We start from the raw sequence: 26,806 nt of genomic DNA on the forward strand, positions 1-26,806 counted from the left end.
CAATGGAGGGAAATAGATGTCAAGTACCTTTTTTAGCAACCTCTATTGGCTGGAAAACCTCTTTCCAAGGCAGTGTCTCACCAGTAATAGAGGCCATTCCGCCCCGCATTCCACATGTCCAGAAGAGAGGAGGGGCTTTGGGCTCTCGAACAAAGCAGGACAAGTTCTTAAGGAAAAAGAATGGACTCACGATTATTTCTTGAACCTCCTGCTGATCACAAGGATCAGCACGACCCCCACCACTATGCCGATCACCGTCCACAATACAATTCCGCCTTCCATCCTCAAGCTCCTTTCGTTGCGCTTTTATCACTGCCGCTGGCGGTCAGTGCCCGGGGCGGTGGGCGTTTTCCGTCTTCTTGGATTTTTTGCCGGATAAGGCAAGTGCGACGGGTATTCCAACGGCCATGCCGACGAGCATCGTAAGGGTCACAAGGGCGGCTAACGGCATCGTCACCGCCATGAAAAGGATCCTAGCCTCGATGTGTTGCGTGTTCTGGAGAACGACGATGAGACCTGCGAGAACCAATACGAAGGCGGCGATCAGGTTAGCTCTTCCCATCTCAAGATCTCACTCAGTCGTGTCCTTTGTTTGTCCGCATCGGGCTCCATCACAGAATGTACCGCCGGCAGATGGTCCGGAAGTGATATCCGTAAATCGCCAGGGTGATCGCCTGGCGGATCAGGCGGGGACGGTGGAAGAGGGTCCAGAGAATGACCCTCCAGAACTGCAGACGCTCCCTGCCTAGTATCCCGAGGCGATAAAGAGAGTGGAAACCCGCCAGCTTGTAGCGGAAGCTCAGAGCGGATCGTGCCCGCCCCGGGCGATAGTCCTGCAGGAAGGCCTTCATGCGCCGGTAGTAGTTTTCGGGGGAGTAGATGGTCCGCAGGATGAGCTTGTAACCCTCCTGCAGAGTCTCCAGGCCCATGCGCGGCACGATGTTGGTCGAGGCGCTGACGTTATCCCCTGTGGAATCGGAGAGCAATCGATTCTCCCCTTTCATCCGCTCGTAGAGCCCCGTCCCCGGCAGGGCTTGCAGCAGGCCGACCATCGCCGTGACGATTCCGCTTTTCTGGATGAACTCGATCTGGCTCTGGAAGATGGCGGGCGTGTCGCTGTCGAAGCCGACGATGAACCCGCCCTGTACCTGCAACCCCGCCCGCTGCAGCCGCTTGACGTCTTCCACCAGGTTGCGGCTCTGGTTCTGGAGCTTCCCCGATTCGGCCAGGCCCGCCTCATCGGGGGTTTCGATGCCGATGAAGACCGTGTCGAAGCCAGCCTCGACCATCATGGCCACAAGCTCTTCGTCATCCGCAAGGTTGATGGAGGCTTCGGTGTAAAAGGATAATCCGCCCCTGCTCTTCTGCCAGTCGATGAGGGCGGGAAGGAGATCGCTCTTGAGATGCCTCTTGTTGCCGATGAAGTTGTCGTCGACGAAGAAGACGCTCCCCCGCCACCCCTGCGTGTAGAGACCATCCAGCTCGGCAAGCACCTGGGCAGTGCTCTTGGTGCGCGGCTGATGACCGAAGAGGGCCGTCACATTGCAGAATTCACAGTGGAAGGGACAGCCCCGCGAATACTGGAGGCTCATGGCGGCATATCGCTTCATCTCCAGCAGTTCCCACGATGGGAGGGGTGATTTTTCGATATCGGCGAATTCAGAGGTCGCATAGAGGCGTCCGGCCCTCCCCTGCGCAAGATCGGCCAGAAACGGCGGAAGGGTCAGCTCCCCCTCGTTCAGCACGAAATGATCGACCTCGTCGAACTGCTCGTACTCGCTGGTAAAGAGCGGACCGCCGGCGATGATCTTCAGGCCCGCCTGCCGGCAGCGGGAGATGACCTGACGGGCCGCCCCCCCCTGCACCAGCATGGCACTGACGAAGGCGATGTCGGCCCAGGCCAGGTCCCGGTCTGAGAGTTTGGTTACATTCAGGTCGACCAGGCGCCTCTCCCATTCCGGGGGCAGCATGGCCGCCACCGTCAGCAGGCCCAGCGGCGGGGAGGACGCTCTTTTATGGGCGAGCTTCAGCGCGTGCTTGAAACTCCAGAAGGTGTCCGGGAACTCGGGGTAAATCAGAAGAACCTTCATCTATCGACTCCAGACAGCCAGATGACCGATATCGAAAATTTCCGCGCGAGAGCGGGATCTGGCACTAAACACAGCGTCATTTCGTCGGCAAGGTGAAATAGAACGTGCTCCCCTCGCCCAACTTGCTCACCACCCATATCCGTCCGCCATGCGCCTCCACCAGCAACCGGGAGATATACAGGCCCAGGCCGACCCCTCCGGAAGGCTGGCGTCCACTGACTTGAAAGAATCGCTTGAAAAGGCGTGAACAGTCTTCGGGAGCGATTCCCACTCCCTGGTCGATGACGGAGATCATGATCTCGCCATCCGTCTGGCGAGCCTGGAGAATCACCTTGCGATCGAGCGGTGAAAATTTGAGGGCGTTGCTGAGAAGGTTTATCAGTATGCGCTCCAGGCGCTCAGGATCTGCCATCAGGGGAGGCAGACCCTGGGGGATCCGGGTTGCCACACGGTTCGGGTCCAAGGTCTCCTCGAAACTCCGGAGAAGAGACCAAATGAAGTCTTCCAAGGCGAGCGGTTTTTTCTCCAGGGGAACATGACCGCCTTCTATGCGGGCGCTATCCACCAGATCATGGATCATGCTCTCCATTTTCCCGGCCCCCTCCAGGATCGCTTCCACATTCTCCCAGACGGTACCCTCGACGCCGCCTTTTCGAAAGGCTTCCTTCAGCATTTCTGCATGTCCGATTACCGTTGTAAGCGGGGTACGAAGGTCGTGGGCGATGGTATGGTGAAAGGCTGTATTTTGCTCCTGCAGTTCATGCAGTTCGGTAACATCAGTGAATACTCCCACCATCCCGTCGAATTGCCCCGCCGCATCGTACAAAGGCGCCGCACTGGTGGAAATCACGATTTTCTCTCCATCAGGCCGCTCGATGACCGCCTTCAGGCCATATACCCCCTTTTTCTCATGCAGAACCCGCTTGAACGGGGTTTCCTCACCGGGAAGGGGTGCGCCCCTCACGGTGGAGAGCCTCCATTCAGTCTGGTCGAACGTTCGCTGGAGGATCGACTCCCGGGATACGCCCAGGATTTTCTCGGCCGCGGGATTGGCGTAGATATACCTCCCCTCCTTGTCCAACATGACAATTCCGTCGGTGGCCGCTTCCAGAATCCTTTCGAATCTGCTGGAACGGAGTGCCTCGCTGGTCGTTTCAGAATTCGACATCTCGAACCTCACGGCGTCGGTCTGCCAGGCGGAACGCCTGGGCATCTCACTGAGAGATATTCAACATTATCAAAGAAGAGGGTTTGTTCAATTCGAAGCCCCTGTGTGAGAAGGTGATGGCCGTTGAATGGTCAGCATCGGGGAGGATTGACCAGTTTGCGGCGCAGCATCAAATCGCTTCTTAGTGCCAGCTTTTGCATAAAAGATATGGAAATCAGTCCAGGGTAAAGTAGAAGGTGGCGCCCTTCTCCACCTCCCCCTCGGCCCAGACCCGGCCGCCATGCATCTGGACGATCCGCTGCACCGTCGCGAGGCCGAGACCGAAGCCCTGGAATTCCTGGCTGCCGGGAAGCCGCTCGAACGCCCTGAACAGCAGGTCGACGTGCGCGATGTCGAAACCCGGTCCGTTGTCCCGGACGAAACAGACGCGGCTCTTCCCCGCCGCTTCCGTAGCGCCGAATTCGATAACCGCATCGTCCTTCTTGCCGGTGTACTTCCAGGCGTTGCCGAGAAGATTATTCAGAACGACCTGCAACAGTTTCGGATCGCCTTGAACGCTCACCCCTGGTTCGATGCGGAAGGCCACTAGGCGATCGGGGTGCTCCTTACCGAGTTCAGAGGCGACCGACCGGGCCATTTCGCTGAGATCCACCGTCTCCGGGCGCAGTTTGCTGTGCGTCAGACGGGAAAAATTCAACAGGGTATCGATCAGTTCGCTCATGCGCTGGACTCCCTGTCCGACCTTGCGCAGATATCCCCTGCACCGCTCATCCAGGCTCTCCCCGCCTAATTCCTGGATCACCTGGCAGTAGCCTCCGATCACCGTCAGGGGACTGCGCAGGTCGTGGGCAACGGTATGGCTGAAAGCCTCAAGCTCCAGGTTGGCGGCTTCGAGTTCATAGGCGCGGCGCTCAAGTTTTTCGTGCAGCCTCAGGACTTCCTTCTCGATCCTTTTGCGCTCGGTGATATCAAAGAATGCCATCCGGTGCTCCTGACCTGACGCGCCGGCCACCGCCTCAATCCGGACGATGAGCGGCGCCTTGCCGTTGCCGGCCAACGCCCCCTCGCAGACTTCCTTCCCCTGCCCCGTCATTATCCGCCCGAGAAAGGCCTTGAAGTCGGAGAGACTCTCGGCAGCGAAAAAAAGGGCGAAAGGGCGGCCGATCAACAGGGACCGCTCCATCCCCAGAAGGTCGGCTCCGGTCAGGTTGATGCCGCGGATGATCCCGGCATCATCGAGGGTGGCGTAGCCGACAGGCGCGAAATCGTACAGGTCGGTATACTTCTCCAGCGCAACCTCCATCTCGTCCCGGGCGTGACGCAGGTCATGGTTCTGCATTTCCAGCTCGATCTGGTGAACCTGCAGTTCGTGCAGGAGCTTCTCCGGATCATCACCGGCTCGCAGGAGGCGGGCAGGCGCTTTCTCGCGCAGAGCCTCTTCCGCGCGGCGCCGCAGTTCGGCCGGTTCAAGCGATCTCTTATCCTTTTTCATTCCATGACCTACGTTTCCAAGGTTTCGACCAACGGACCGCGGGCGGGATGATGCCCTGAACCCAATGATTGATGGACTTTACCTGATATGCCTTTCCTCCAGCCAGGTATGTCGACTTTTCTCGGCCTCCCCCGTCATCTTCCTGGCCTGAGTGACGATAGACCGTACCTTTTTGGGATTCATACCTTCTATTCTCGCTAACCCTTTTTCTTCTGCGGCAGCGACCTTCGCAATCGTGTCATAGCTTGCTTCTAGCAGACGCCGGGACAGGACTTCCCCTATCCCTTTTAGTTTTTGCAACTCTTTCGTTTGTTTTTTCATGGTAATTCCCTTTCAAGGAATATGCATTTTGTGCTTTCTGCGGGATTCGTGAACCTCTTTTTAAGGTCAGCAGGCTTTCACGATCATTATAGCTTTTTTTGTCCTCTGGCGGTCATCGAGCCGGGTTTCATCGGCGTCCGTACGGCTGTTATTGCCTCTTCTCCCGCCGTGGAGGCAATGGTGTTGAACCTGACCTCCGGTTCGGTGCTGAGCAGTTTCATCGCTCCGAGCAGGATACTGAAGTGGTCGGACCTGAGATGGGCGGCCAGGTCTTCATTGGTTTTCCACTCCTGCTTGAAGACAAGGATGTTTTCCGCCTCCGAATCCACACAGCAATAGCAGCTCAGGCACCCCTGCTCGCTCCGAATCGGATCGAGCAGGGACTTGATGGTCTGTAAAACTTCCATGCGCTTGTCAGAAGGCACCGACATCCTGATCGTAACGTCAACCATGGGCTCCATCTCAGGCTACTTCCCAAAAACCTTCTTGGTCTGGCCGATCTTTCTCTGCGCTTTGCCGGCGACCTTTTCGGTGGTCCCTTCGGCCTTAAGCTTCTCGTTGTGACTCAGTTTTCCGGCGGTCTCTTTGAGCTTGCCTTTCACTTCGTGGAAGGTTCCTTCCGCTTTATCCTTTATGCTGGATTTCATGGTCTTCCTCCTCTGATTGTCTCGTTCGGCCCCCCGCCCGAGTGAAAGCTTCCGGTTATTATTCCTTCGCGGCGGTCGTGGCCCTGATCCTGGCAAAGGCGCTGAGCACGGGCTTGATGGTTTCCTTCAGGTTGTCGCCATCCACGACAGCCTTCCGGGCGACCGGTCTGATGGCATCGATCCCCCGAGGCGTAAGGTCGTTGGAAAGGTACTGTTGAATTTCCTTGATATCCGTCAAATAGGATTGTAGAGCGCCCTTAATTCCTACACTGGCCTCGGGTATTCTTGCGTAGATCTCCCTCACCTCGATGCGCCGTTGTTCGCTGAGCGCCTGGATTTCCGGATTTGTGTACGAATTTTCCCACTCCGCCAGGTAGGCGTCGCCCTGGGTCGTCATCTTTTCGGTATGCATGGCCAGCTGTTCGCCCAGCTTCTCCATCTTGGTGACATCTTTAGTGTAGGCGTCAAAGGCCTTTTTTGTGTCGTCCTGCTGCGGCTTGACGAGATCCTCCAATGAGGCGTTGGTCGCATCGATCTGCACAAGGGCCTGTTGGTAATCTTTTTCCACGGCCCGCATCGAGGTGGTGGTCTCTGTGGCCCGCTCCCTGCCGGTAGTTGCACAGCCGCTCAGAAAGAGGATGGTTACGAGAACCACGGTGTGGAGAATGCTGGAAGGGCGAAATTCAAGTTTCACGGCTGTGTTTCCTTTCCCAAGAGGGTGATGGATCTTTTCCGGCTGCGGGGACCGCTCGAAAGCAAAGATGTCCCCGCTTCTTCGCCAACCAGTTTAAATCGCAACGAACGTGCCAGAGAGCGGGAGAAGATACCGCGAGCGCAGGGTATTGATTTTGCGGGAAAAAGAGAGGTGGAGCGGGGGGTGGGTAAAGGCAATCCGCCCTAGGCGTCCGTCATATATGACGTTACTGTCACATCTGACGGATCACGTTGAGGCTAGATGCGCCATGACCGCCCAGTCACCGCTGCCAGAGGATATGAGACTCTTCGAGAGAAATCGCCACTACGCGCCACCCAGGCGGTGGGGATGCCCTGGTCGTTACGGGCATAAAACTCGGGGATCACCTCACGTTCGAGCCGCTCGTAAAGGGCTACGGCTTCCGCTACGTCCCAGGCCGGATCATCGCCATGCTCCTGACCGCCCCCCAACGCCCACCCCACTTCAGGGGTATAAGCCTCCGCCCACCAGCCATCCAGTACCGAGAGGTTGAGTCCGCTGCCCCAAGGCGGCAGAAGGCCGCCCAGCGGGTCTTACTTGTCTTTTATGGCAACCGAATCATTCGACTTTTCTTGCTCCGGCTTCGGCAGCCAACGCTCCTGCAAAGAGGCCATATTCTTGCTGTGCGTGAGTACCACGACCTCATCGTCTTCTAACAGTTTCGCCTCCTCGTCGGCGAGCGCGAACCGGCCCTCACGGTAGTAGCAGACGGCACGGGCCTCGGCGGGCAGCTTCAGCTCTTTGATCGGGACCGCGTCTTCTTGTCCGGCGGTGAAGGTGAAAAACCTGGCCTCGTCCTTGATGACAGCGGAAAGATCCACGTTTTCCGTGCCCCCGACCATGTCCTCCAGGTAACGGCTGATGGTGCGGGAGGGGATGATCGTGTCCTCCAGCCCCAGCTCACGGCAGATGCCCTCGAACTGCGGATCACCGATGCTTGTCACGATCCGCTTGAAACCGAGGGAACGGCCGACGAGACTGGCAATGACGTTGGCCTGGTCGCTGTCGGCAAGGCAATAGAGGATATCGGTCTGGGCCGGATTGACTTCGCGCAGGATGTTCGGCTGGCTGCCATCGCCCTGCAGGAAGCTGCAGTCCATCTCTTCGGACAATTCTTCGATCCTGGCCTTGTCGGTCTCGATGATGACCACTTCGTGACCTTTTTTGATGAGTGCCTTGGCGGTTCCGATACTCACCTTTCCGGCGCCGATAAAAACCGTTCTCATGTGTCCTCCATTCTCCGGCCGAACCAGGTCCCGGGATAAAGCATCACCAGCCAGGCGATGATTTCAAGCCTGCCCATCAGCATGTCGACGCATAAGATCCCCTTGAGCAGTGCGGGCAAACCTGCGCTCGCCACCCCCACTGAAAGGCCCGCCGTCCCCAGTGCCGACCCCACTTCAAACAAGGAGTCGAGCGGGCCATATCCCATGGCGACAAACGGCAGCCAGGACAAGGATGCGACGACGACGAACAACAGGATGAGCAGCAGGGCCGCGCGGAGCTCGTCATCGTGCAGCCGGCGGCCTGCCAGCCGAGGCTCGATGACGGCATGTTTCGGCAGGCAGGTTCGCAGGAGGATCACCCGGAACACGCTTACGGCCATCAACAGCCGCAGTAGTTTGAATCCGCCGGCAGTTGATCCCATGCCGCCGCCCGCGAGCATCGAGAAGATCAGGATGAGTTTCGAGCCGGCATCGAGATGCGCACAGGGCAGCGAAGCAAAACCCGCGGTGGTCTGCGCGGAAAAGGCCAGCAGGGGGGCGTGATGGAGGACTTGCGGCCAAGCCATCCCGCCACTCAGCCGCATGGAGGCGCCCACCGCGAGGGAAGCGACCACGCACGCGATGACGACGGCCTTGGGTTGCAGATTGCCCACGGCAACGCGCCGCTGCTTCTTGAACCTTTGATGATAGAACAGCAGCGGGACCGCGCCCGCGAGGCAAAGCAGCGTGATCCACCCCTGCGCGAGCCAGCCCAGGCTCCCGAGGCTGTCGTCATGGGGGGCGAAGCCCCCGGTCGAGACTGCCGCAAAGGTATACAGCAGGGAATCGAAAAACCCGACGCCCACCGCCAATGAACCGATGACGCCCAGGGCGGTCAGGATGCCGTAGACTTTCAGGACGCTCCGGGCATAAGCCCGCGTGCCGCCAGCCAGATCGTCGCTTTCCGCTTCGGCGACGGCCAGGCCCTTTGCCAGCAGTCCCGGCTCCATGACAAGCGCCAGGGAGAGGACGACAATGCCCAGCCCTCCGTACCACTGCATCCAGGCGCGCGCAAAAAGAAAGGTCTTCGGAGCGCCGACGAGCGTCGCCTTGGTGCTCAGGCCCGTGGTGGTCACCGCGGAGACGGCTTCGAAGAGAGCATCCGGGAAGCTCAGTCCCGAACTCATCATCGGATAGCACATGACGAGCGGAGTAAAGAGAAACATGATGCCCACCAGCACCATCCCCTCGTTGGCCTGCACGCGGGAAGGCGCCCGCAGCCGGGACGTTCCCCAACCCAGGCTTGCGAGTCCACAGACCACCACGGCATATCTCAGCGTGATGGTCCTCTCGCCGAAAATCAGCGACATCACCAGAGGCACCATGGTCAGGACGGCGAGGACCAGACACAGTTGTCCGAAATACTTGAAGACCACGCGAAAACGGACCGCGTAGCGAAGTTCGGTTGCCTGTTTAGCCACGAACGAATTTTCCCATCTTTTACAAGGGGGGAACCGATCATTCCGCCGACTTCTTGAGATTTGCTCCCGGGATGGCCGAATTTTTCTTCGAGTTTCAGCCTGACTCATTAATTAAATATACCATCGGCGATGAAAATCATTGCGCGCCCAATCGCAAAACGGCGACAGCAGATTGTCGGACTCTGCGGGCGGCGGCTCATTTCCGAGCTTTATGTTCGCTAACCTCACGCTCTGCCTGGAGCCAGTCCTGAACCGCGTGGCCGAGCCACAACAACAGGTTCAGACTGCCGGTGAACATGCCTGCACCAAAGGCGCGGTCGAGGAAAGTGACCGTTCCACCGCGACTCGGGTAAGCGACGGAAAGCTTCGCGTACGAATATGTCGTCAGCGCCACGCCGCCCGCCAAAGCGCAAAGGCCACTGGTGTGCCGCCGTGTGCCAGCTGCACCGCCAGACCCATCACCGCAAAAAATCCCGCCTCCGACCATTCCGCCGATGCCGATGGCCACCACCGCCCAAAACCCGATTTTACCGTTGTCTGCTTTGTTCATCGGCCGGTACCGTCGCCCAATACCCGTCGATCATAGCAGAATCTACGCGTTCCCGATCTCTGGGTTAATGCCCGGATATTCCAGAACGACCCGGTACGCCTCCATGCCGCGGCTGATAAAAGCCTGGGCCGAACCCCAGAGATAGAGCCGAAACCGCCGATAGAGCATCTCTCCCCAGCAATTGACAATATCCTCCTGCGCGGCCTCCAGATTCTCCGCCCAGGCCTTGCAGGTGAGGTAGTAGTTATGCCGATCGTTATAGACTTCCAGTACCTCCAGCGAGCTTTTGGCCACTTCGGCCAGAAAAGCATGCAGACAGAAGTAGGCATGGTCGCCCGGAAAGATGTAGCGGGAGACGAAGGTGGGCTTGGAATACTTTTCGCGGAAGGCGCTGGCATCGAGATAGACCCGGCCGCCGGGTTTTAGCAGGCCTTGAAGATGCCGCAATACGGCCGGGTAGTCGGGCAGGTGCTCCATCACCCCAAGAATGACAATCGCATCATAAGGGTCAGGGGAGGTGTGCTCCCAAAAGTCCTGGTTCAGTACCTTGCAGGGGATTTCTTGCTGCTCGATCAATTTCGCCAGAAAGGCCTCGGATTGTTGAGAAATCGTCAGGGATGTGACCTGAATGCCGCGTCGTCCGGCGTGCTCGGTGAAGCTTCCCCAGCCGCCACCGACATCCAGAACGCGGTCTCCCGGCTTGAGCCGGCAGGCGTTGATGGCAAAGTTCAGTTTGCGGCGTTGGGCGGTTTCCAGAGGCTCGTCGTCCCGTTTGAAGACGGCGTGCGAATAGCAGCGGGTCGGGTCCATGAAGCTGAGATAAAACTCGTTGCTGTAGTCATAATGACCCGCAATCGCCTGCCGGTCGGTCTGCACCCGGCCTTTGAACAAGGGTGCTATGCGACTCCACAGAGAGTGCAGGGGATGATGGTCGCTCAAGAGTCCGCGGAGACTGGCGAACCCCAGCATGTCACCCTTCACATCCAGACTGCCGGACATATAGGCTTCACAGATTTTCACCTCATCCAGTCTCAGCAGTGCCGCCATCCCCTGCCGGTCCTTCACCAGGATTTTGATGGTGGGGTCGCCTTTCCCCAACCGATAGACGTGATCTCCCCAGAGCTGGATCTCGATGGGGTGCTTAAGCCGATCGGCGACCCGTTTTTGAATCAGCCGAAAGAGTCTGTCGTAACGCGTTGTCGATAAAGCCTGGGCACCTTGTTTCATCGATTATCCCTCCCTCCCAAAATGAAAGCGTTCACTTCAATCCAATGCCGGATTGAGTTTCGTCAGCGCTGCCCCGTTTGGCCCGATACCGCACTCGCGTCACCCGGGAGCCATTTAAATCGTAACAAAAAAAGTTCGAAGAACAACGCTTCGCCCGGCGCTCCCGCCAGGGGTTTCTTGAGGAAGGAGGGGGCGAAAAAGTCCCTCTTTGGATGGTGTGATCCAAGCTCTTGGGATGGCGCTCAGTATGGTATGCGTCAAATCTCGCCAATTGGAACCGCGGCAGTGTTACGCTGTGGTTCGTCCGCCCGCAGCCGGGCCTGCTAATCATTTGTGATCGTCACGCTCAGGGCGCGTTTCCTCCTGGCATTGCCAACGGTGTCGTAAGCCTTCGGGAAATTCAACACGATCCAGCCCAAGGCCACAATCCCCAGCGAGACCGCCAGGGCGATGACCATCACCCCCACGGTGGTCGGCATGCGCAGTGCCTGGTAGTTGATGAAGCTGAACAGCGCCGTCAGCACCATCAACAGAGCGGTAATCTCGAAAATCTTCATGACCTGCCCGACAGGGTTTGGTCGCCCCGGAGCAACCCGCGGCGGCAAAAGATTCGTCGGCCGTCACAATTGTCCAGGTCGTTACCTGCGCCTGACCAGTTCAGCCGGTCTTTTTGATAGCGTCTCTGAGGAGAGTCTTGACCTCGTTCCAGATCTGTTCCGCTCCGGTTTTCATGTCTTCCCATTCGTCATCGGTGGCCATCGCAATCCCCTGCAGCTTTTCCGCACCCTGGTCCCGCTTCAGCTGCAGGGCCGAGATCGTTTTGGAATATTCAGACCTTTCTTCGGCCGTGGCGCTTTCCGCTTTTTCCTTGAGACGCTCGATCTGCACATCCCATTCGACAATCTGTGCCGAGAGTTTTTCGACGTACTCTGTTCTCTTGTCCTTCATGGCAACCTCCGTACCGTTTGCTCCAGGGTGAAAAAGAAAGTCGTTCCCTTGCCCGGGGCGCTTTCGGCCCACACCCGGCCGCCATGGCGCCGGACGATCCGGTCGACCGTAGCCAGGCCGATGCCATGCCCTTCGACGTTGGTTCCGGGAAGTCGCTGGAAAGGACGGAACAGCTTGTCGGCCAGCGCCATGTCGAAGCCCGGCCCGTTGTCCCGGACAAAAAAGGCCGGCTTTCCGCCAACCTCCGTCACGCCGAATTCAATGACCGCACCCTCCCGACTGCCGGCATACTTCCAGGCATTGCCGATAAAATTATCCAGGACCACCGGTAACAGGTCCGGATCACCGTCGGCCACTACCCCTGCGGCGATCCGGAGGGCGACCCCGCGCTCGGGCTGCGCCACTTTGCTCAGGTCAACCTTTTCATGGCGAATTTCAACGTGAGTGAGGCGCGAAAAATCGAGCAGGGTTTCGATGAGCCGTTTCATGCGCAGGGTGCCTTCATATATTTCCTGGAGACATCCTCGGCTCTGCGCATCGATTTTGTCGCCGCACAATTCCTTGACCATCTGGCAGTAGCGTTGATGACCGTCAGCGGAATGCGCAGGTCGTGGGAGATGCTGTAGTTGAAGGCTTCCAGTTCGGTGTGCAGAACTTCGAGTCCCTCTTCCAGTTGCCTGCGTGCGGAAATATCGATGATCGCAACGCGGCACTCGTGCCCGGAAGCGCCGGCCACGGCTTCGATCTGTACGAAGAGCGAACGTTCCCCTTCGCTGAGAAGCGGCACCTCGCAGGCCTCTTTGGACGGGTTCGTAAAGACCTTGCCGAGAAAGTCGGTGAAGGCCGGACGGGCTTCAGCCGCGACAAAGAGCCCGAAACGCCGGCCGATCAGGCGGGAGCGCTCAATTCCGAGGAGAGTGGCGCCCGTGATGTTCGCGGCGCCGATAATCCCGTCGCGGTCGAGGGTGAAGTATCCGACCGGGGCGAAATCGTAGAGGTCGGCGTACTTTTCCAGCGCCTTTTCCGCATCATCCCTGGCCTGGCGCAGTTCGTCATTCTGCATCTCCAGCTCGACCTGGTGGACCTCGAGTTCATGGACGAGCCCCTGCGTCGCTGCCTCGGTCCGGGGTGGATGCACCTTTGGCGTGCTTGCACCCATCCGCTCTTCGGCTTGGCGGCGCAGTTCGGCGGCGTCAGTTGAAACGCTCTTGTCCTTGTCGACTCCCATTGACAACCTCTCTTCTGCGCCGGATTTGACGAAAATTCATATCTACTCCCTTTCACCCCACGCTCCATAGGGCCGGAGTGCCCGGGCTCTCACTGAAGAGCCGTTCCGATCCCCCGCTGGAGAATCACCTGGTTCTCATGCGCTGTTATCTAGCTGTTGCCGGCAGCGATTTATAAGAGTGTACCACTCGCCGATTCTCCTGCGGAAACGACTCTCTTCGGGAGAGCGCAACGTATTCATGAAGGACTCGCCAAAGTATTCCGCCGTCGCGCAGGCGCTGGAAAAAAGCAGACGGGTTTTCATGCCGCCCAGGCTGTCGTAACGGAACGATTTGACGGGGTTCCTGCGCCGTCGGGGCCTCATCCATCCGGAACCCTTCGGCAAGACCGCACATCCATTGATGAGACGCAAAATGGATATGTACAGAAGGGACGTCAGGGAAGGCTTGACGATTGTCATAATGTTCCGCCCCCAGTCGAATGTTGTTTCAGACCGGGCAAATCAAGTCGGCTGGCGGCTGCTTTATGCTTACGCCAGCCGGCAGCGAACACGCAGCCTGCGGAGACTCCCTGGCGGTCATCCGGCTCCTTGACCGGGGCATCGGAGCCGGATGACCGGACAAGTTGCCGCGGCTATTTTACAATCAGGTCGTTTTTTACCTTTACGACCCCCTTGACGCTGCGGGCTACCTCTCCTGCCTTGGTGACGGCCTGCGGCGAATCAACAAAACCACTCAACTGAACTTCGCCCTTGAAGGTTTCGACATTGATCTGAAAGACCTTCAGCGCCGGATCTCCCAGGATTGCGGTTTTTACCTTGGTTGTGATGACGGTGTCATCGACATACTCGCCTGCGCTTGAGCTTTTTTGCGTCGATGCACACCCCAGGAATGAAGTAACCAGGACAACACAAACCAGGAACTTCATAATGCGATGCAGTTTTAACATAATGCGCTCCTCTCTGTTCGTGGACCATTGTTAGTGTTCGGAAGCATTCCCGGGATGTAACATTGATGCCTCTAACCCCCCTGAGAACTGCTTCCCCGGAACGCCCGGTTATTCCTTGCGCAGCGGCCATAGGTGCGAATTTTCATTGCGCTCGCGCCGCTTTTACATCCTCCGCTCCCGCCGTCGAGGCGATGGTGTTGAACCTGATTTCCGGTTCCTTGGTGAGCAGCTTCATGGCTCCGACCAGTACGCCGAAATGGTTGGACCCCAGATGGGAGTTCAAGTCCTCACGGGTCTTCCACTCCGCCCTGAAGAAAATATTGTTTTCAGCTTCGATGTCCACGTAGCAATTGCAGCCCAGGCAGCCCTGCTCGCGCCGAATCAGTCTGAGCATCGCCTTGAAGGTTTGCAGGACCTCTTTTCGTTTTTCGGGTGGCACCGTCAGATTGATCGTGGCAACGATCATGGGCTTTCACCTTGAAACATAAAGTTGACGGCTCACTTCCCCACGCGGATCGTGGAAAGGGAGCTTAAAAGTCCAAAAACGTTCAGGAGCCACAGAATCACCGCAATGACCACAACGGCATTCAAAATCGTCTTTATGGATCCCGCCATCGGGATGAATCGGTTGACGAGCCAGAGAAGAACGCCAACCACGACAAGGACTATGACCACTTGAATTAACGGCATGACCTTTTCACCTCCCTCTTTCGCTTTTGGAAAACGGCCTCATCGGTCCTCTCCCGTTTATGCACTGTCAGGTGTGGCGGATTTTAAGGTTCGGACTTGCCACCGTTCCTTAAAAACCGCTTTCTTGTGACAGCGGACTTAAATCCGGCCCATCAGCATCAGGATAAGGAGAATCAACAGGATCAACCCCAGCCCGCCACTCGGCAGGTAACCCCATTGCCGGCTGTGGGGCCAGGTGGGCAGGGCGCCCAGCAGCAGCAGAATGATGACGACGATCAAGATTGTTCCTAACATGCTTCTGCTCCTTAAATGAGGGTTTCTGCAAAGCCAATGCGCAACGAACGTGCCAGCGAAGACCTGCCGGCGCCATGTGCGCAACCACCCGATGTAATTAGTGAAACGAAAGGGTGGGAGGGTGCGGCGAAGAGAAATCCGTCAGCGCGGTCCATCATATTTAACTGAAATTCCATATGTGACGGACGGTCCGCGTGGGATCCCCGAGTCCGTTTATGTCTGGTCATGCTCTTCGCCCCTGCAGGAACCCGACAACCACGACAATAAGGGCAACGACCAGCAAGACATGAATGAAGCCGCCCAGGGTGTAACTGCTCACCAGTCCCAGGGCCCACAGAATGATCAGTATCACGGCTATGGTCCACAACATGGTAATTCTCCTTTTCGATTGTTGTTTCCGGCGACCGGCTCTTGCAACGCCACGCCAACCGGAAGGAAATTTTTGAATCTCAACATCGTGCCAGGGAATGTGGTCGTCCCCTTGAAGCAGGCGACTCCCGCAGCCGTCTTGACTCCTCTCAGCTCTTTGTGCTTCCCATGACCAGCAGTGCGATGCCGCCTATCAGGGCGACTCCCCCCACAATCGGAGGCAGCGGCAGCGTTCTGGTCTTTTCGGCCGTCATGTGCAAGGGCCCGATATCGACGACTTTCTCCCGGGTCGTGTAGCTGATGCCCTGGTAGGCAAAGGCCGCGACCGCGATGACAATCAGGATGATGCCGATCAACGTATAGGGTTTCATGGTGTTCCTCCTCAGGGTTCCCGGTGTGATGCATGATCCGTCACCCCGGTCCCGGGATTACTCTACTTCCCCAAAACCTTCTTGACCTTACCGATCTTTTTCTGCGCTTTGCCGGCGACCTTTTCGATCGTACCTTCGGCTTTCAGGTTTTTGTTGTGACTCAGTTTTCCGGCGGACTCCTTGAGCCTGCCTTTCACCTCGTGGAAGGTTCCTTCCGCTTTATCCTTTATGCTGGATTTCTTGGTCTTCCTCCCCTGATTGTCTCGTTCGGCCACCGCCGGACGCAAAGCTTCCGGTTACTGCTCCTTCGCGGCAGTCGCGGTCCTGATCCGGTCAAAGGCGATGAGCACGGGTCTGATGGCTTCTTTCAGGCTGTCGCCATCCACGACGGCCTTCCGGGCGACCGGCCTGATGGCGTCGACCCCACGAGGCGTCAGGTCGTTGGAGAGGTACATCTGAATTTCCCTGACATCGGTCAGATAGGATTGCAGAGCGCCCTTAACCCCTACGCTGGCCTCGGGTATTTTTGCGTAGAGCGCCCTCACCTCGAGACGCCTTTGTTCGCTGAGCGCCCGGATTTCGGGGTTCGTGTAGGAATGTCCCCACTCCGACAGGTAGGCGTCGCCCTGGGTCGACATCTTTTCGGAATGCATGGTCAGCTGTTCTCCCAGCTTCTCCATCTTGCGGACATTTTTAGTGTAGACGTCAAAGGCCTTTTTCGTGTCGTCCTGCTGAGCTCTGACAAGCTCCTCCAGCGAGGCGTTGGTCTCATCGATCTGCACAAGGGCTTTTTGATAATCTTCTTCCACGACCCGCATCGAGCTTGTGGTTTCCGCGGCCCTCTCCCTGCCGGTAGTCGCACAACCGCTCAAGCAGACAATGCCTCCGAGCAGCACCGCAGGGAAGAAGACGGAAAGGCGACATTTCAGATTCACTGTTTTCTCCTTTTCAGGTGATGGATGTAATCGCACAACCTGTCTTCCTAGATCGCAACTAACATGCCAGCGGGGACGATAGGCGCCGAAAGTGGTAAGCAATTGATAAAAATGGGAAAATTCAAGAGTAAAGGGGACAGGGTGAGAAGAGATCTTCAACGGAATCCGTTATATTTAACATTATTGTCAAATACGACGGCCGCCCTTCATGGACAGACTTGCGTGCCGAAAATGACCGTTAGCTGCTACGAATGCAAGAGGCCGGTAATACACGGGAATACTGCAGGAGAAAAGGACTGGGCAAGATAAAGTATGACGGCTCCCTTCGACCGCTTTGAATGGCTGAACGGGGAGGTTTGTTATTGCCGGCGGAGGCCGTACTTGCGCATCCGGGCGCGCAGGGTGCTGGGATTGAGGCCGAGGAGGAGTGCCGCGCCGCTTTTTCCATCGACGCGCCAGTTGGTTTTATGCAGCACCTGGAGGATATGGTCGCGTTCCAGGTCGGCGAGGACCTTGACCTCCTGTTCGCTATCCTCCACGCTCTTGTGGAAGATCTCGAACCGGTCCAGGACCTGTAGTGTGGCGCCCTGGCTGGTGATGACCGCCCGCTCGATGACGCTCTCCAGTTCGCGGACGTTGCCGGGCCAGTGGTAATTCTGGAGGGCGTTCAGGGTTTCTTGCGAAACGCTCCCGATCTTCTTGCCCGTTTTCTTGTTGAATTTGCCGACAAAATAATCGACGAGCAGCGGGATGTCTTCCTTGCGCTGCCGCAGGGGGGGGATGGTGATGGGGAAGACGCTGAGCCGATAGAAGAGGTCTTCGCGGAACCGGCTGGCGCGGATCTCCTCTTCCAGGTTCCGGTTGCTGGCCGCGATGATGCGGACATCGACCTTGAGCGTGCGGGGGCTGCCCAGCCGCTCGAACTCGCCGTCCTGGATGACCCGCAGCAGCTTGACCTGCAGCTCCAGCGGCATCTCTCCGATTTCGTCGAGGAAGATGGTGCCGCCGTCGGCCAGTTCGAAGCGTCCAATCTGGCGCGCATGCGCCCCGGTAAAGGCGCCCTTCTCACGCCCGAAGAGTTCGCTTTCGATGAGGTTCGCGGGGAGCGCCGTGCAATTGACGGTAATCAAGGGCCGGCTGCTGCGGGAGCTGCGGCGGTGGATTTCGCGCGCCGCCATCCCCTTGCCGGTGCCGGTCTCGCCCAGCAGCAGAACGGTCGCATCCTGGGGCGCCACCTGATCGATTCGGAAGAAGACATAGCTGATGGCCGGGCTCTGGCCGACGATCTCGCCGAAGCGCTCTTCCCGGGCAAGTTCCTGCTGCAGATGGACGTTCTCGGCCTGGAGCTTGTCGGTCAACTGCTTGATTTTCGCCAGCGCATCCCGCAGGGCGGCTTCCGCCTTCTTGCGCTCTTCGATTTCCTCCAGGAGATGCGCGTTCGCCCGGGTTAGCTCCGCTGTCCTCTCCTGGACGGTTGCCTCCATCCGGTCATGGCCCTGCTGCAGCTTCTCTTCCAGCCGCCTGCGCCCCGTGACGTCGACGATCGAGGTCAGGACGCGACCCGCGCCGCTTCCGTCCGTGACCGCGACGCTCTGCAATTGCCCGTAGATCACCCCTCCGTCTCTGGCAGTGAGCCTGAGCTCGCATCGCAGCACGGTCTGCTGCTCCAGGACCGCCCTGAGATGGCGGGAAAAAATCTTCCGCCCTTCGGCATCCGCGATGAACGGGGGAAAGGGAGCGTGGGCCAGTCGTTGCCGCTCGGCTCCCAGCAGCTGGGCGCCGGCCAGATTGATCTCGCAGATCAGCCCGCCCGGATCGAAGACGACATAGCCGACGGGCGCAAAATCATAGAGCTCCGAATACTTGTGCAGCGAAAGCTCCAGCTCCCGCCGGGTCTGGCGCAGCTCTTCATTCTGCATCTCCAGCTCGACCTGATGGACTTCAAGCTCATGAAGGAGCCGCTGCGTTTCGATCTCCTCCATGGGAACGGGGCCTTGCGCGGCTCTCGCACGCAGCCGTTCCTCCGCCTGGCGGCGCAGCTCGGCCGCTGCCCTGAAGAAGCGCTTCTCCTGGTCTTTCCCCATGGTCACCTCGTCAAGGGCGGCGGTTACCGTTCCGCCTGCGCCTCCAGCAGCCCCTGGAGCCTTGCAATCTCCTCGCGCAGCTCCGCCTCCAGCTTCTTGGTCGCGGTGATGTCGGTAAAGGTCATCACCACCCCGTCGATCACATCCTCCTGGGTGCGGTAGGGCATGATGCGCACCCTGAACCAGCCGTCGTCCCGGCTGGCGATCTGCCTCTCGGAGAAGGTCAGGGTCCGAAGCACTTCGCGCGCATCGTCGGCCAGCTCCGGATAGAGCAGGATCGAAGAGATGTCGGTGAGCGAGCGCCCCACATCCGCCGGGATCAGCTTGAAAATCCTTTCCGAGCCGATGGTAAAGCGCCGCACGCGCAGCCCCTTGTCCAGAAAGACGGTGGCGATCTCGGTGCTGTTGAGCAGATTGTTCATGTCGCTGGTCGCCCAGGCGAGTTCGTCCAGGCGGGCGAGCTGCTCGGCGTTGACCGTCTGCAGCTCTTCGTTCATCGACTGCATCTCTTCCCGGGAGGTGGTCAACTCCTCGTTGGTGGACTGCAGTTCCTCGTTGGCGGACTGCAGCTCCTCGTTGACGGCCCGGAATTCTTCCTGCGAGGTCTGCATCTCCTCGCGCAGCACCCTGGCCTCCTCCTGGGCGCGCCGGACTTCCTCCCTCAGCTCGGCCGCTTCGCCGCCCGGAATCGAGGGGGATCTGCCGCGGCCGGCCGCCTTCTCCTCCGGGGGGGTGGCCACGTCGCGAAAGACGAACATCACCATCCCCCGCAGCGCCTCCGGTTCGGTGACGGCCTGAACCGTGAGATCCACCGTCTGCGCCGCGCCTTCGCCTTGGATCTTGATCCCGCGGACGGTGGCCTCCTCCTTCTGCCGCACAGCCTTCTGGAAAGCGCTGGTCAGCTCGTAACGCAGCCCCTCGCGGGCCATGGCGAAGACGTTCCAGTTGGCCTTGCCGGCGGCGGGCTCCAGGTACTTGCCCGTACGCCCGCTGATGTAGAGGATGTCCCCCTGCTCGCTGGTCAGCACGGCGGCCGGGGAATAGCGTTGCAGCAGCAGCCGGTCCGCCTGAGACTGAAGGCTTTCGGGAGCTTTCCGGGGTATCGGCGTCGATTCCGCCCCCCCTGCCACGGCGGCGAACGCGGTCGGAAACTCGACCGCGACTTCTCCCTCCGCCGCCTGGCGCCGACGGTAGATGCGCGATTTGCCGTTCTGCGCGGCGAAGAGCCGGGTGTGAGCGCCGATCGACTCGGAGCTGCCGAGAACCAGAAGCCCGCCCGGATTCAGGCTGTAGTGAAAGAGCGGCAGAAGTTTTTTCTGCAGCTCCGGCGCCAGGTAGATCAGCAGGTTGCGGCAGCTGAGGAGGTCGAGCTTGGTAAAGGGAGGATCCATGATGAGGTTCTGCGGGGCAAAGGTCACCAGATCCCGAATCCCCTTGCCCACACGGTAGCCGTTCTCCGCCTGCACGAAAAACCGGCTCAGGCGCTCGGGCGTCACGTCCGCGGCGATGTTGGCGGGAAAAATCCCCTGTCGGGCTTTTTCGATGGCGTCCGCGTCGAGATCGGTGGCGAAGATCTGCACCGGCAGCCCCTCCTTGCGATTGAGCTTCTCCAACGCCTCTTTGCAGACGATGGCCAGGGAATAGGCTTCTTCCCCCGTCGAGCAGCCGGGCACCCAGGCCCGCAGCACCCGGCCGGGCGGGAATTGAACGAGAAACTCCGGCAGAACCACATCCCGCAAATGATCCCAAACCTCCGGATCCCGGAAAAAACTCGTCACCCCGATCAGCAGCTCCTTGAAAAGAAGCCCCACTTCCTGGGAATTCTCCCGCAGGTACCGGACATAGGTGTTCATTCCATCGATCTGGTGGATCCCCATGCGCCGCTCGATGCGGCGGCAGATGGTGGCCTTTTTGTACAGGGAGAAGTCGTTGCCGGTGTGCGCCCGAAGCAGGATGATCACCTTTTCCAGGGCGCTTCGATCCTTTTCATCCAGGGAGGATTCGGCTTTGGCGATACGGGGGGCGTGCCGCAGATAGGCCATCATCTTCTCCGGCAGCTCCGACGCCGGCGCCACCAGGTCGGCCAATCCGGCATCGATGGCGCTTCGGGGCATGCTGTCGAATCTGGCCGAGGCCGGCTCCTGCACCAATGTCACGCCGGCTTTCTCCTTGATCGCCCGCAAACCCATGGTGCCGTCCGAGCCCATCCCCGAGAGGATGACCCCGATGCCGCGCTCCTGACAGTCCTCGGCCAGGGAACGCAGGAAAAAATCGATGGGGAGGCGCAGGCCGCGCGGAGCCGCCGGCTCGAACAGGTGCAGCGCGCCGTGCAGGATGGACATGTCCTTGTTTGGGGGGATCACATAGACGCAGTCGGGCCGGACCGGCATCCGGTCCCGGGCCTGGAAGACTTCCATGGTTGTCGCCCGCTGCAGCAGCTCGGGCATGATCCCCTTGTGGGTCGGGTCCAGGTGCTGGACCACGACGAAGGCGACTCCGCACTTCTCGGGGACGTGCCGGAGAAACTGCTCCAGCGCCTCCAGCCCGCCGGCGGAGGCTCCGATGCCGGCGATGGGGCAGGGTGGAGCTTTTGCGGGCTCGGGGGGAGGACCGGCAGTTTTCAGGGTCGGATCGGTCGGCGCCGGCTTTTGCGTTCTCTGTTTTTTGGTGGGCACGTTTTTTCTCCGCCGATTAAAAAAAACAAGATGTCGATCGACTCGGCGGCTTTTTCATGGACCGAGCATGGGCCGGGTTGTGTCTGAGTTACTAATATATCGCGGTCTTATCCCTTAAACAAGCGCAGTGATTTCAAGCGTGTTGTTTCAACTCAACGACCGGAAGCTGACCATCCTGCGCCGGCGTTCATCATACAGGTTCAACCGCAGGGTTCCCAAGCTCTTTCGAAGGGTAAACGGTTTGACCGCCCGCAGCTCCGGGACGGCCTCGTGGCACTCCTGCAGGCGGTAGTTCGGGATACCCGGGCGCGAATGGTGGACATGATGAAAGCCGACGTTGCCCGTAACCCACTGCAAAAGCTTTGGCAACTGATAATATGAAGCGCCCTCCAGAGGAACCCGCCACGGATCCCACGCGTCATGGCGCGCCCAGTAGACCCTCTCGAACTGATGCTGGATATAAAACAGCCAGACCCCGCCCGTCGCGGCTGTCCACAGAACCGGCAACTGGACCAGGAGATAGGTTTTGAAGCCGACCGTCAGGCTTGCCGCTGCGACAATGCCCGCAATCACCAGGTTGGTGACGACCACGCTGACAAAGTCCATCTTCTTCGCCCCGGGTGACGGATAGCGGTTTCGCAGAAGGAAATAATAGAGCGGACCGGCGCCGAGCAGGATCAGGGGATGCCGGTACAGCCGGTAGACGAGCCGCCGCAGCGGCGGTGCGGCCAGATACTCCTCGACGGTCATGGTCGAGATATCGCCCATCCCGCGCCGGTCCAGATCGCCGGCCGTGATGTGGTGTCCGGCATGACTGCGCCGCCAGTCGTGAAACGCCGTGAAGGCCAGAATGCCGCAGAGATACCCTACGTTCCTGTTCCACCGAGGCGAGGGGAGGAATGATCCGTGGGTACAATCGTGAAAAAGGATGAAGAGGCGAATCAAAAGTGCGGCCGCGACAGAGCCGAGGGCCAGGGTGATTCCGTAAGGGTAGCCGTCGCGGACGGTCCAGGCCATCAGGGCTAGCAGAAGGAGATATGGCAAGACCGTGGTGAGAAGTTGGCGAAGCGCGGTTCGGGTGTCCCTTTGGGCGAATGGGGCGGTGGCCTGGTACCACTGGGGTTTTTCTGCTTTCGCGACGACAACGACTGGATTGAAGGACATGCAGGCCCCCTCGAGGTCTGAAAAGGGATGTTCAACCCGTTGAAACAACGGTCACATTATAAAAGACAAAGCCGATTTTAGCCCGGATGGATTCCCAAGTCAAAAGGTCAAGTCGTCGACAAAGGTCTAATCTTCCGCGGCCTTCCCCAGAGAACAGAGATCCTGCCGAAGCCTGACCGACAGATTCTTGACAAGCGTGCTCATGGCCGATGCGAACAAGGACGCTTTCCCCTCAGGGCAGGGAGGACTCCTGAACCTATAGATCCTGTTAAAGAGGATCCCGGATTCCCCAGCGGTGTCCGTCAGCGAAACTCCCACCGTCAGCACCGCCCGCTCCTCCACGCCGTTCCGTTCCCAGGCGAAGGCATGGATTCTCCCGGTCAACTCCAACGGCGGGAAAGAGGGGTCCGCGTCCATGGATACCGCCGGGAAGAGGTCCCCCGCGCTCAGGTCCCGTCCCAGGGATTCCGCCACCATCCTTCCGGGAGGGGCGACCCATTGGTACGTCCCCGAAAAGCTCACTTCCCCTCCCGGCCCCAGAACAGTCATTTCCGTCTGGTCGTAGGGGCTGGCGGCCGAGAATTCCCGGACCCGCACCCTCTTGTCAAAGGGGCGGGGACAATCGACGGGCGGCGGGTCGTAGTCGAGGCGGTAAAAAACCGGTGCCGGCCCCGGTTCAGGGAGGATCCCGCCGCAGCCTCCGGCCGAGAGGGCGACGACAAGGAAAAGAAGAACAAAACGAGCGGATCGGCGCATCGAATCACCTCGCGAATGGATCATCCTCCTTGCGGCGTTCGAGGATCTGTCCGGGTTCCCGTCGCAGGGAACGGATCAGCCGGTCGAATTCGGTCATCAGGCGATTGAACTGTTGAAGATTGCGCTCCAGAAGGGACATGGACCGGCCGACCTGGAGGTCCCACGAGCGCACCGTCTCTTCTCCGGTCGCAGCCAAGCCCTCCAGGCGTCCGGAGATCTCCGCAAGGGTCCCGGGCGGCATCCCGTCCAACTGAGCCGCCAGCGTCTCGCTGGCGCGGCGCAGATCCCCGGCTGTTGCGGAAAGGTCTCGGAGGATCTTTCGCCACTCGCCGGGAGCGCCTTCGTCGCCGAGGGCCTGGAGGATCGCCTGCAGGTCGGCGGAGGCTTCATGCACGTTTTCGAGGGTCTGCCGCAGATCGGGATCGGCGAGAAGGTCGGCAAGTCGGTTTCCGGCCAGGCTCCACCCTTTCGTCACATCCCCGATGGCGTCAAGATCAGCATCTCCCACCTTCTCCGCCATCAGCCGTGCCGTTTCGAGGAGTTGATCCATGTCGCTGGGGCGGTTGGGGAGAACCGGATACTCCGGGTCGAAGGGAAGTTCCGAACTTTTCAACGCTTCTGCGTCCTTCGCGCGCCTCAGAGTGAGGGTGGTCAGTCCTGCGACCAGTTGCCGCGAGACCTGCAGGTACATGGCATCATCCATCTGAAAATCCTTCCTGATTTTCACCTGGACTCTCACCATCCGGTCGCCGGGAGCGAGATCGATCTCCCCCACTTTCCCGACCTGGACCCCCAGATACCGGACCGCCGACCCTTTTTCCAACCCCTCGATCGGGGTGTTGAAGAAGCTGACGTAAGTCTGTCTTGCTTTGGAAGGTTCGATGATTCCCACGAAGACCAGGGCGATGATTCCTAGTCCAAGACCGAGAAGGACGAAAACGCCGAGCCTGAAGGGGGCAATCCGGCCATCTCCCATCTTCTCACCTGCCCGCCCCGGCGTCACGGTTCCACCCCTCTGCCTAGTAGATGTGATAGATGAAATTGAAAAGGGCGTCGACCAGACCGATGAGCAACAGGGAGCCGACGAACGAAGAGGTCGCCCCTTTCCCAACAGCGCCGGGGCCCGTGATGCGCATCCCCTGAAAGCAGCCGATGAGCCCGACCAGGCCGGCAAAGACGACGATTTTGGCCAGCCCGAAGAAGAAAAACCCCGTGTTCATGGCGTCCGCCGCCCCTCTGAGATAACCATGGGGAGAAAGCTGCGGAATCCAGAGGGTGATGACCATCCCTCCCAGAATGGAAGAGGCGATGGTGATCATCGCGAGGAGGGGGCCGGCGAGCATAAGGGCGAGTACCCGCGGAAGGACGAAGTCGGCCACTGGATCAATTCTCCTCGTCCGTAATGCATCGAGTTCCCCCCCGCTCTTCATGGTTCCCAGTGTCGTGACGAAGGCAATCCCCGATCGACCCGCCAGAAGGATGGCGGTGAGCAGCGGCCCGATCTCCTGCATGGTGAGGACGGTCACCACTCGGGCGATCCTCGCCTCGGCTCCGAAGGGGGACATGGTCGCCATCGCCTGGATTCCGATGACAAAGCCCATCAGGAAAGAAAGGCAGGCCAGAAGGACCATGGCATCGGCCCCCGCCCACTGAATCTGTAAAAGGGTTTCTTTCAGACGCTGGCGGCGCGGCCGAAGCACTCCCGCGCCCACTGCCAGAAGGAAACTGCCGGTGAATACCGTCATGGCACGGGCGCCGTCAAGAAGACTTCGTGTGCGCAGGCCGAGGCGTGTAACCGGGTCGGCGTCCTGCCCTTTCATCCATTATTCTCCGCCCGCATTCGTTTCCGATGACTGCAACGGTGGCAACAACTCAGGACCACAGTTGAGTGAGTTTCTTCTTTTGCCTTTCCAGATTTTTCTGCCCCTGGTCAAGGGATTTGAGTAAATGATTGCGCCAGGCTTCTGCCGCCTCGCCCCCGCTCTCGAAGAGATCGGAGGCCCGGGTGCGGGCTTTTCGCGAACGGCGGGTTATCTGCCTTCGGGTTTTCTTCCCCGACTGGGGAGCAAGCAGCAGCGCCGTTCCGGCCCCGATGAACCCTCCCACGACCAGCATGGCAGCTCCCAGGGTTCCTCTGTTCTTTCGTGCCATAGTTTCCTCCCTGTAAGCTGGGTATATTATTTATTTAACATAGAACCGGGTGGTCGCAAATAGGGAGAGGCGCTGCGGAAAAATGTGAAGGGTGAGACAGGATCAATGACCGGAAAAACGCCTGGGGGAGATCGAAAAATGCAATCACAAGAGAGAGAAGATGGAGGTCGGCACCTGTGGCAGATCACGGCCATGCGGGATTTTCTATGGATCATGGCGGCGGCCGCCATGCTATGGCTGGTCTATCATTTGCGCTTCATCCTCTTACCCATCTTCGCCGGTCTGGTCCTGGCGTATCTGCTCGATCCGGTCATTACAAAAGTCAAGAGTCGATGGGGCATCTCCCGCATATTCTCAGTCCTTCTAATCTGCTCCCTGGTCCTTCTGGCCGGCGCCGGTATCGGACTATGGGCTATTCCTCTGCTGATAAATCAGTCCGCCACCTTGGCACAGGAGGTCCCGGACTACTTCCAGGAACTGAGTCTGAGGTATGGCATCCAGCTCGAAGATCTGGCCGACAGATTCACCCAGTTTAAGGGATCGGAAGATGGCATATCCGTCCTCCGGCTCGCCAAAAACATCGTCGGCACAACCGCGGAAATCCTTCTCTGGCTCCTGCTGCCGCCCGTCTATTTCGTCTTCTTTGCCCTGAAGTTCCAGTCCATGAAGGATGAAGGCCTTTCCTCTCTGGCCGCAGAACGCCATCCGAGGGCCATGGACATCCTCCGGCGGATGGATGAGGCTGTCGGCACCTTCTTCAGGGCGCGGTTGCTTATTTCCCTTCTGGTCGGGGTGATCTTCATCATCGGCTGGTGGCTGGCGAATGTTCCTTACTGGTTTCTGCTGGGGGCGCTCACCGGACTCCTCAGCATGATTCCGTACCTGTCTATCGCCGGCTGGCTGCTTGCCCTGCTGGTCAAGTATTTCGACATGACCATAGGCGAAGGCGCTCCGGGGTTCGAGTGGATGGCCGTCCTGCTCTGGCCGAGCCTCGTCTTCGGGATCGGAAACTTCATCGAGGGATGGATTCTGACCCCGTGGATTCACGGCCGGACGACCCACCTCAGCGCGATCATGATCCTGACCGTTGTTCTGGTCGGCGGAGCGCTGGCCGGCTTCTGGGGCCTGCTGTTCGCCATCCCCGCGGCCATCTGCCTGAATATATTGGTGGAAGAATTTCTGCAGCCAACCCTGCGGGAGGCTAAAAAACAGAACTAACCACGCGCTCCTGGGAGGGTGATCACCCGCCCGATTCCTCAAAGACTTGAGGGGACAATTTG

The 26,806-nt window shown here is 59.0% G+C and carries 32 protein-coding genes and 2 pseudogenes; 1 reads left to right on the plus strand and 33 read right to left on the minus strand.

Annotation, left to right across the window (positions count from 1 at the left end; all coding sequences use genetic code 11):
• Positions 1-325: 325 nt before the first annotated feature.
• The 33 genes and pseudogenes from DTF_RS0111665 to DTF_RS0111820 form a co-directional block, all read right to left on the minus strand.
• Positions 326-562: a DUF1049 domain-containing protein gene (locus tag DTF_RS0111665; protein WP_027715471.1), complete on the minus strand. Its 237-nt coding sequence runs from the start codon at positions 560-562 to the stop codon at positions 326-328.
• A 49-nt stretch (positions 563-611) separates the two neighbouring features.
• Positions 612-2,090, minus strand: a complete 1,479-nt coding sequence (locus DTF_RS0111670) for a B12-binding domain-containing radical SAM protein (protein WP_027715472.1) — start codon at positions 2,088-2,090, stop codon at positions 612-614.
• A gap of 76 nt (positions 2,091-2,166) precedes the next feature.
• Entirely contained in the window at positions 2,167-3,258 is a 1,092-nt protein-coding gene (locus tag DTF_RS0111675) for an ATP-binding protein (protein WP_162148635.1), read from the minus strand.
• Between the two features lie 214 nt (positions 3,259-3,472).
• Complete coding sequence (locus DTF_RS25510) at positions 3,473-4,750, minus strand: ATP-binding protein (RefSeq protein WP_051361249.1); 1,278 nt, start codon at positions 4,748-4,750, stop codon at positions 3,473-3,475.
• 78 nt (positions 4,751-4,828) lie between these two features.
• Entirely contained in the window at positions 4,829-5,071 is a 243-nt protein-coding gene (locus DTF_RS23235) for a helix-hairpin-helix domain-containing protein (RefSeq protein WP_051361250.1), read from the minus strand.
• Between the two features lie 86 nt (positions 5,072-5,157).
• The gene (locus tag DTF_RS0111690; RefSeq protein WP_226989309.1) at positions 5,158-5,532 is read right to left on the minus strand and encodes a putative quinol monooxygenase; all 375 of its coding nucleotides are present in this window, start codon (positions 5,530-5,532) and stop codon (positions 5,158-5,160) included.
• A gap of 6 nt (positions 5,533-5,538) precedes the next feature.
• Positions 5,539-5,718: a CsbD family protein gene (locus DTF_RS0111695; RefSeq protein WP_027715475.1), complete on the minus strand. Its 180-nt coding sequence runs from the start codon at positions 5,716-5,718 to the stop codon at positions 5,539-5,541.
• Between the two features lie 58 nt (positions 5,719-5,776).
• Positions 5,777-6,412: a hypothetical protein gene (locus DTF_RS0111700; protein ID WP_027715476.1), complete on the minus strand. Its 636-nt coding sequence runs from the start codon at positions 6,410-6,412 to the stop codon at positions 5,777-5,779.
• 326 nt (positions 6,413-6,738) lie between these two features.
• Positions 6,739-6,948 (minus strand): annotated as a pseudogene (locus DTF_RS26130) (hypothetical protein); the annotation flags it as partial.
• A gap of 36 nt (positions 6,949-6,984) precedes the next feature.
• Entirely contained in the window at positions 6,985-7,677 is a 693-nt protein-coding gene (locus tag DTF_RS0111705; RefSeq protein ID WP_027715477.1) for a TrkA family potassium uptake protein, read from the minus strand.
• Entirely contained in the window at positions 7,674-9,137 is a 1,464-nt protein-coding gene (locus DTF_RS0111710) for a TrkH family potassium uptake protein (protein ID WP_027715478.1), read from the minus strand. The genes DTF_RS0111705 and DTF_RS0111710 overlap by 4 nt, the downstream gene beginning before the upstream one ends.
• A gap of 250 nt (positions 9,138-9,387) precedes the next feature.
• A pseudogene (locus DTF_RS0111715) lies at positions 9,388-9,687 on the minus strand (amino acid permease); the annotation flags it as partial.
• 42 nt (positions 9,688-9,729) lie between these two features.
• A complete protein-coding gene (locus DTF_RS0111720) occupies positions 9,730-10,914 on the minus strand; it encodes a class I SAM-dependent methyltransferase (protein ID WP_027715480.1) in 1,185 nt (394 codons plus the stop codon).
• 323 nt (positions 10,915-11,237) lie between these two features.
• Positions 11,238-11,471, minus strand: a complete 234-nt coding sequence (locus DTF_RS0111725; RefSeq protein WP_027715481.1) for a hypothetical protein — start codon at positions 11,469-11,471, stop codon at positions 11,238-11,240.
• 100 nt (positions 11,472-11,571) lie between these two features.
• Complete coding sequence (locus tag DTF_RS0111730; protein ID WP_027715482.1) at positions 11,572-11,862, minus strand: hypothetical protein; 291 nt, start codon at positions 11,860-11,862, stop codon at positions 11,572-11,574.
• A complete protein-coding gene (locus tag DTF_RS23240; RefSeq protein ID WP_051361251.1) occupies positions 11,859-12,350 on the minus strand; it encodes an ATP-binding protein in 492 nt (163 codons plus the stop codon). Before DTF_RS23240 ends, DTF_RS0111730 begins: the two co-directional genes overlap by 4 nt.
• On the minus strand, positions 12,347-13,090 hold the full coding sequence (locus DTF_RS23245) for a PAS domain-containing protein (RefSeq protein WP_051361252.1): 744 nt from the start codon (positions 13,088-13,090) through the stop codon (positions 12,347-12,349). Before DTF_RS23245 ends, DTF_RS23240 begins: the two co-directional genes overlap by 4 nt.
• A 135-nt stretch (positions 13,091-13,225) precedes the next feature.
• A complete protein-coding gene (locus tag DTF_RS26945) occupies positions 13,226-13,549 on the minus strand; it encodes a hypothetical protein (protein WP_027715483.1) in 324 nt (107 codons plus the stop codon).
• Between the two features lie 173 nt (positions 13,550-13,722).
• Positions 13,723-14,037 carry a BON domain-containing protein gene (locus tag DTF_RS0111750; RefSeq protein WP_027715484.1) on the minus strand — a complete coding sequence of 105 codons (315 nt, stop codon included), beginning with the start codon at positions 14,035-14,037 and terminating at the stop codon, positions 13,723-13,725.
• 142 nt (positions 14,038-14,179) lie between these two features.
• Complete coding sequence (locus DTF_RS0111755; protein ID WP_027715485.1) at positions 14,180-14,503, minus strand: putative quinol monooxygenase; 324 nt, start codon at positions 14,501-14,503, stop codon at positions 14,180-14,182.
• Between the two features lie 32 nt (positions 14,504-14,535).
• Complete coding sequence (locus DTF_RS0111760) at positions 14,536-14,727, minus strand: Thivi_2564 family membrane protein (RefSeq protein WP_027715486.1); 192 nt, start codon at positions 14,725-14,727, stop codon at positions 14,536-14,538.
• Between the two features lie 138 nt (positions 14,728-14,865).
• Positions 14,866-15,021, minus strand: a complete 156-nt coding sequence (locus DTF_RS26135) for a DUF3309 family protein (RefSeq protein WP_035056945.1) — start codon at positions 15,019-15,021, stop codon at positions 14,866-14,868.
• Between the two features lie 223 nt (positions 15,022-15,244).
• The gene (locus DTF_RS26580; protein ID WP_155890802.1) at positions 15,245-15,391 is read right to left on the minus strand and encodes a lmo0937 family membrane protein; all 147 of its coding nucleotides are present in this window, start codon (positions 15,389-15,391) and stop codon (positions 15,245-15,247) included.
• Between the two features lie 148 nt (positions 15,392-15,539).
• The gene (locus DTF_RS0111775) at positions 15,540-15,761 is read right to left on the minus strand and encodes a hypothetical protein (RefSeq protein ID WP_027715487.1); all 222 of its coding nucleotides are present in this window, start codon (positions 15,759-15,761) and stop codon (positions 15,540-15,542) included.
• Between the two features lie 62 nt (positions 15,762-15,823).
• On the minus strand, positions 15,824-16,036 hold the full coding sequence (locus DTF_RS23255; protein ID WP_051361340.1) for a CsbD family protein: 213 nt from the start codon (positions 16,034-16,036) through the stop codon (positions 15,824-15,826).
• 21 nt (positions 16,037-16,057) lie between these two features.
• On the minus strand, positions 16,058-16,696 hold the full coding sequence (locus tag DTF_RS0111785) for a hypothetical protein (RefSeq protein ID WP_027715488.1): 639 nt from the start codon (positions 16,694-16,696) through the stop codon (positions 16,058-16,060).
• Between the two features lie 359 nt (positions 16,697-17,055).
• On the minus strand, positions 17,056-18,780 hold the full coding sequence (locus DTF_RS0111790; protein ID WP_035056948.1) for a sigma-54-dependent Fis family transcriptional regulator: 1,725 nt from the start codon (positions 18,778-18,780) through the stop codon (positions 17,056-17,058).
• A gap of 23 nt (positions 18,781-18,803) precedes the next feature.
• The gene (locus DTF_RS0111795) at positions 18,804-21,455 is read right to left on the minus strand and encodes a chemotaxis protein CheB (RefSeq protein WP_027715490.1); all 2,652 of its coding nucleotides are present in this window, start codon (positions 21,453-21,455) and stop codon (positions 18,804-18,806) included.
• A gap of 147 nt (positions 21,456-21,602) precedes the next feature.
• Positions 21,603-22,619, minus strand: coding sequence for a fatty acid desaturase (locus DTF_RS0111800; RefSeq protein WP_027715491.1), 1,017 nt, complete (start codon positions 22,617-22,619; stop codon positions 21,603-21,605).
• A gap of 126 nt (positions 22,620-22,745) precedes the next feature.
• Positions 22,746-23,375 carry an ABC-type transport auxiliary lipoprotein family protein gene (locus tag DTF_RS0111805; RefSeq protein WP_027715492.1) on the minus strand — a complete coding sequence of 210 codons (630 nt, stop codon included), beginning with the start codon at positions 23,373-23,375 and terminating at the stop codon, positions 22,746-22,748.
• Positions 23,376-23,379: 4 nt separating this feature from the next.
• Complete coding sequence (locus tag DTF_RS0111810; RefSeq protein ID WP_155890803.1) at positions 23,380-24,378, minus strand: MlaD family protein; 999 nt, start codon at positions 24,376-24,378, stop codon at positions 23,380-23,382.
• A gap of 16 nt (positions 24,379-24,394) precedes the next feature.
• On the minus strand, positions 24,395-25,195 hold the full coding sequence (locus tag DTF_RS23260; protein ID WP_051361253.1) for an ABC transporter permease: 801 nt from the start codon (positions 25,193-25,195) through the stop codon (positions 24,395-24,397).
• A gap of 52 nt (positions 25,196-25,247) precedes the next feature.
• On the minus strand, positions 25,248-25,526 hold the full coding sequence (locus DTF_RS0111820) for a YtxH domain-containing protein (protein WP_027715494.1): 279 nt from the start codon (positions 25,524-25,526) through the stop codon (positions 25,248-25,250).
• A 138-nt stretch (positions 25,527-25,664) separates the two neighbouring features.
• Here DTF_RS0111820 and DTF_RS0111825 point away from each other — a divergent pair, with 138 nt between their 5' ends.
• Complete coding sequence (locus tag DTF_RS0111825) at positions 25,665-26,744, plus strand: AI-2E family transporter (protein ID WP_162148636.1); 1,080 nt, start codon at positions 25,665-25,667, stop codon at positions 26,742-26,744.
• The last annotated feature ends 62 nt before the right edge of the window (positions 26,745-26,806 follow it).

The organism is Desulfuromonas sp. TF, from assembly GCF_000472285.1.
Taxonomy (GTDB): domain Bacteria; phylum Desulfobacterota; class Desulfuromonadia; order Desulfuromonadales; family ATBO01; genus ATBO01.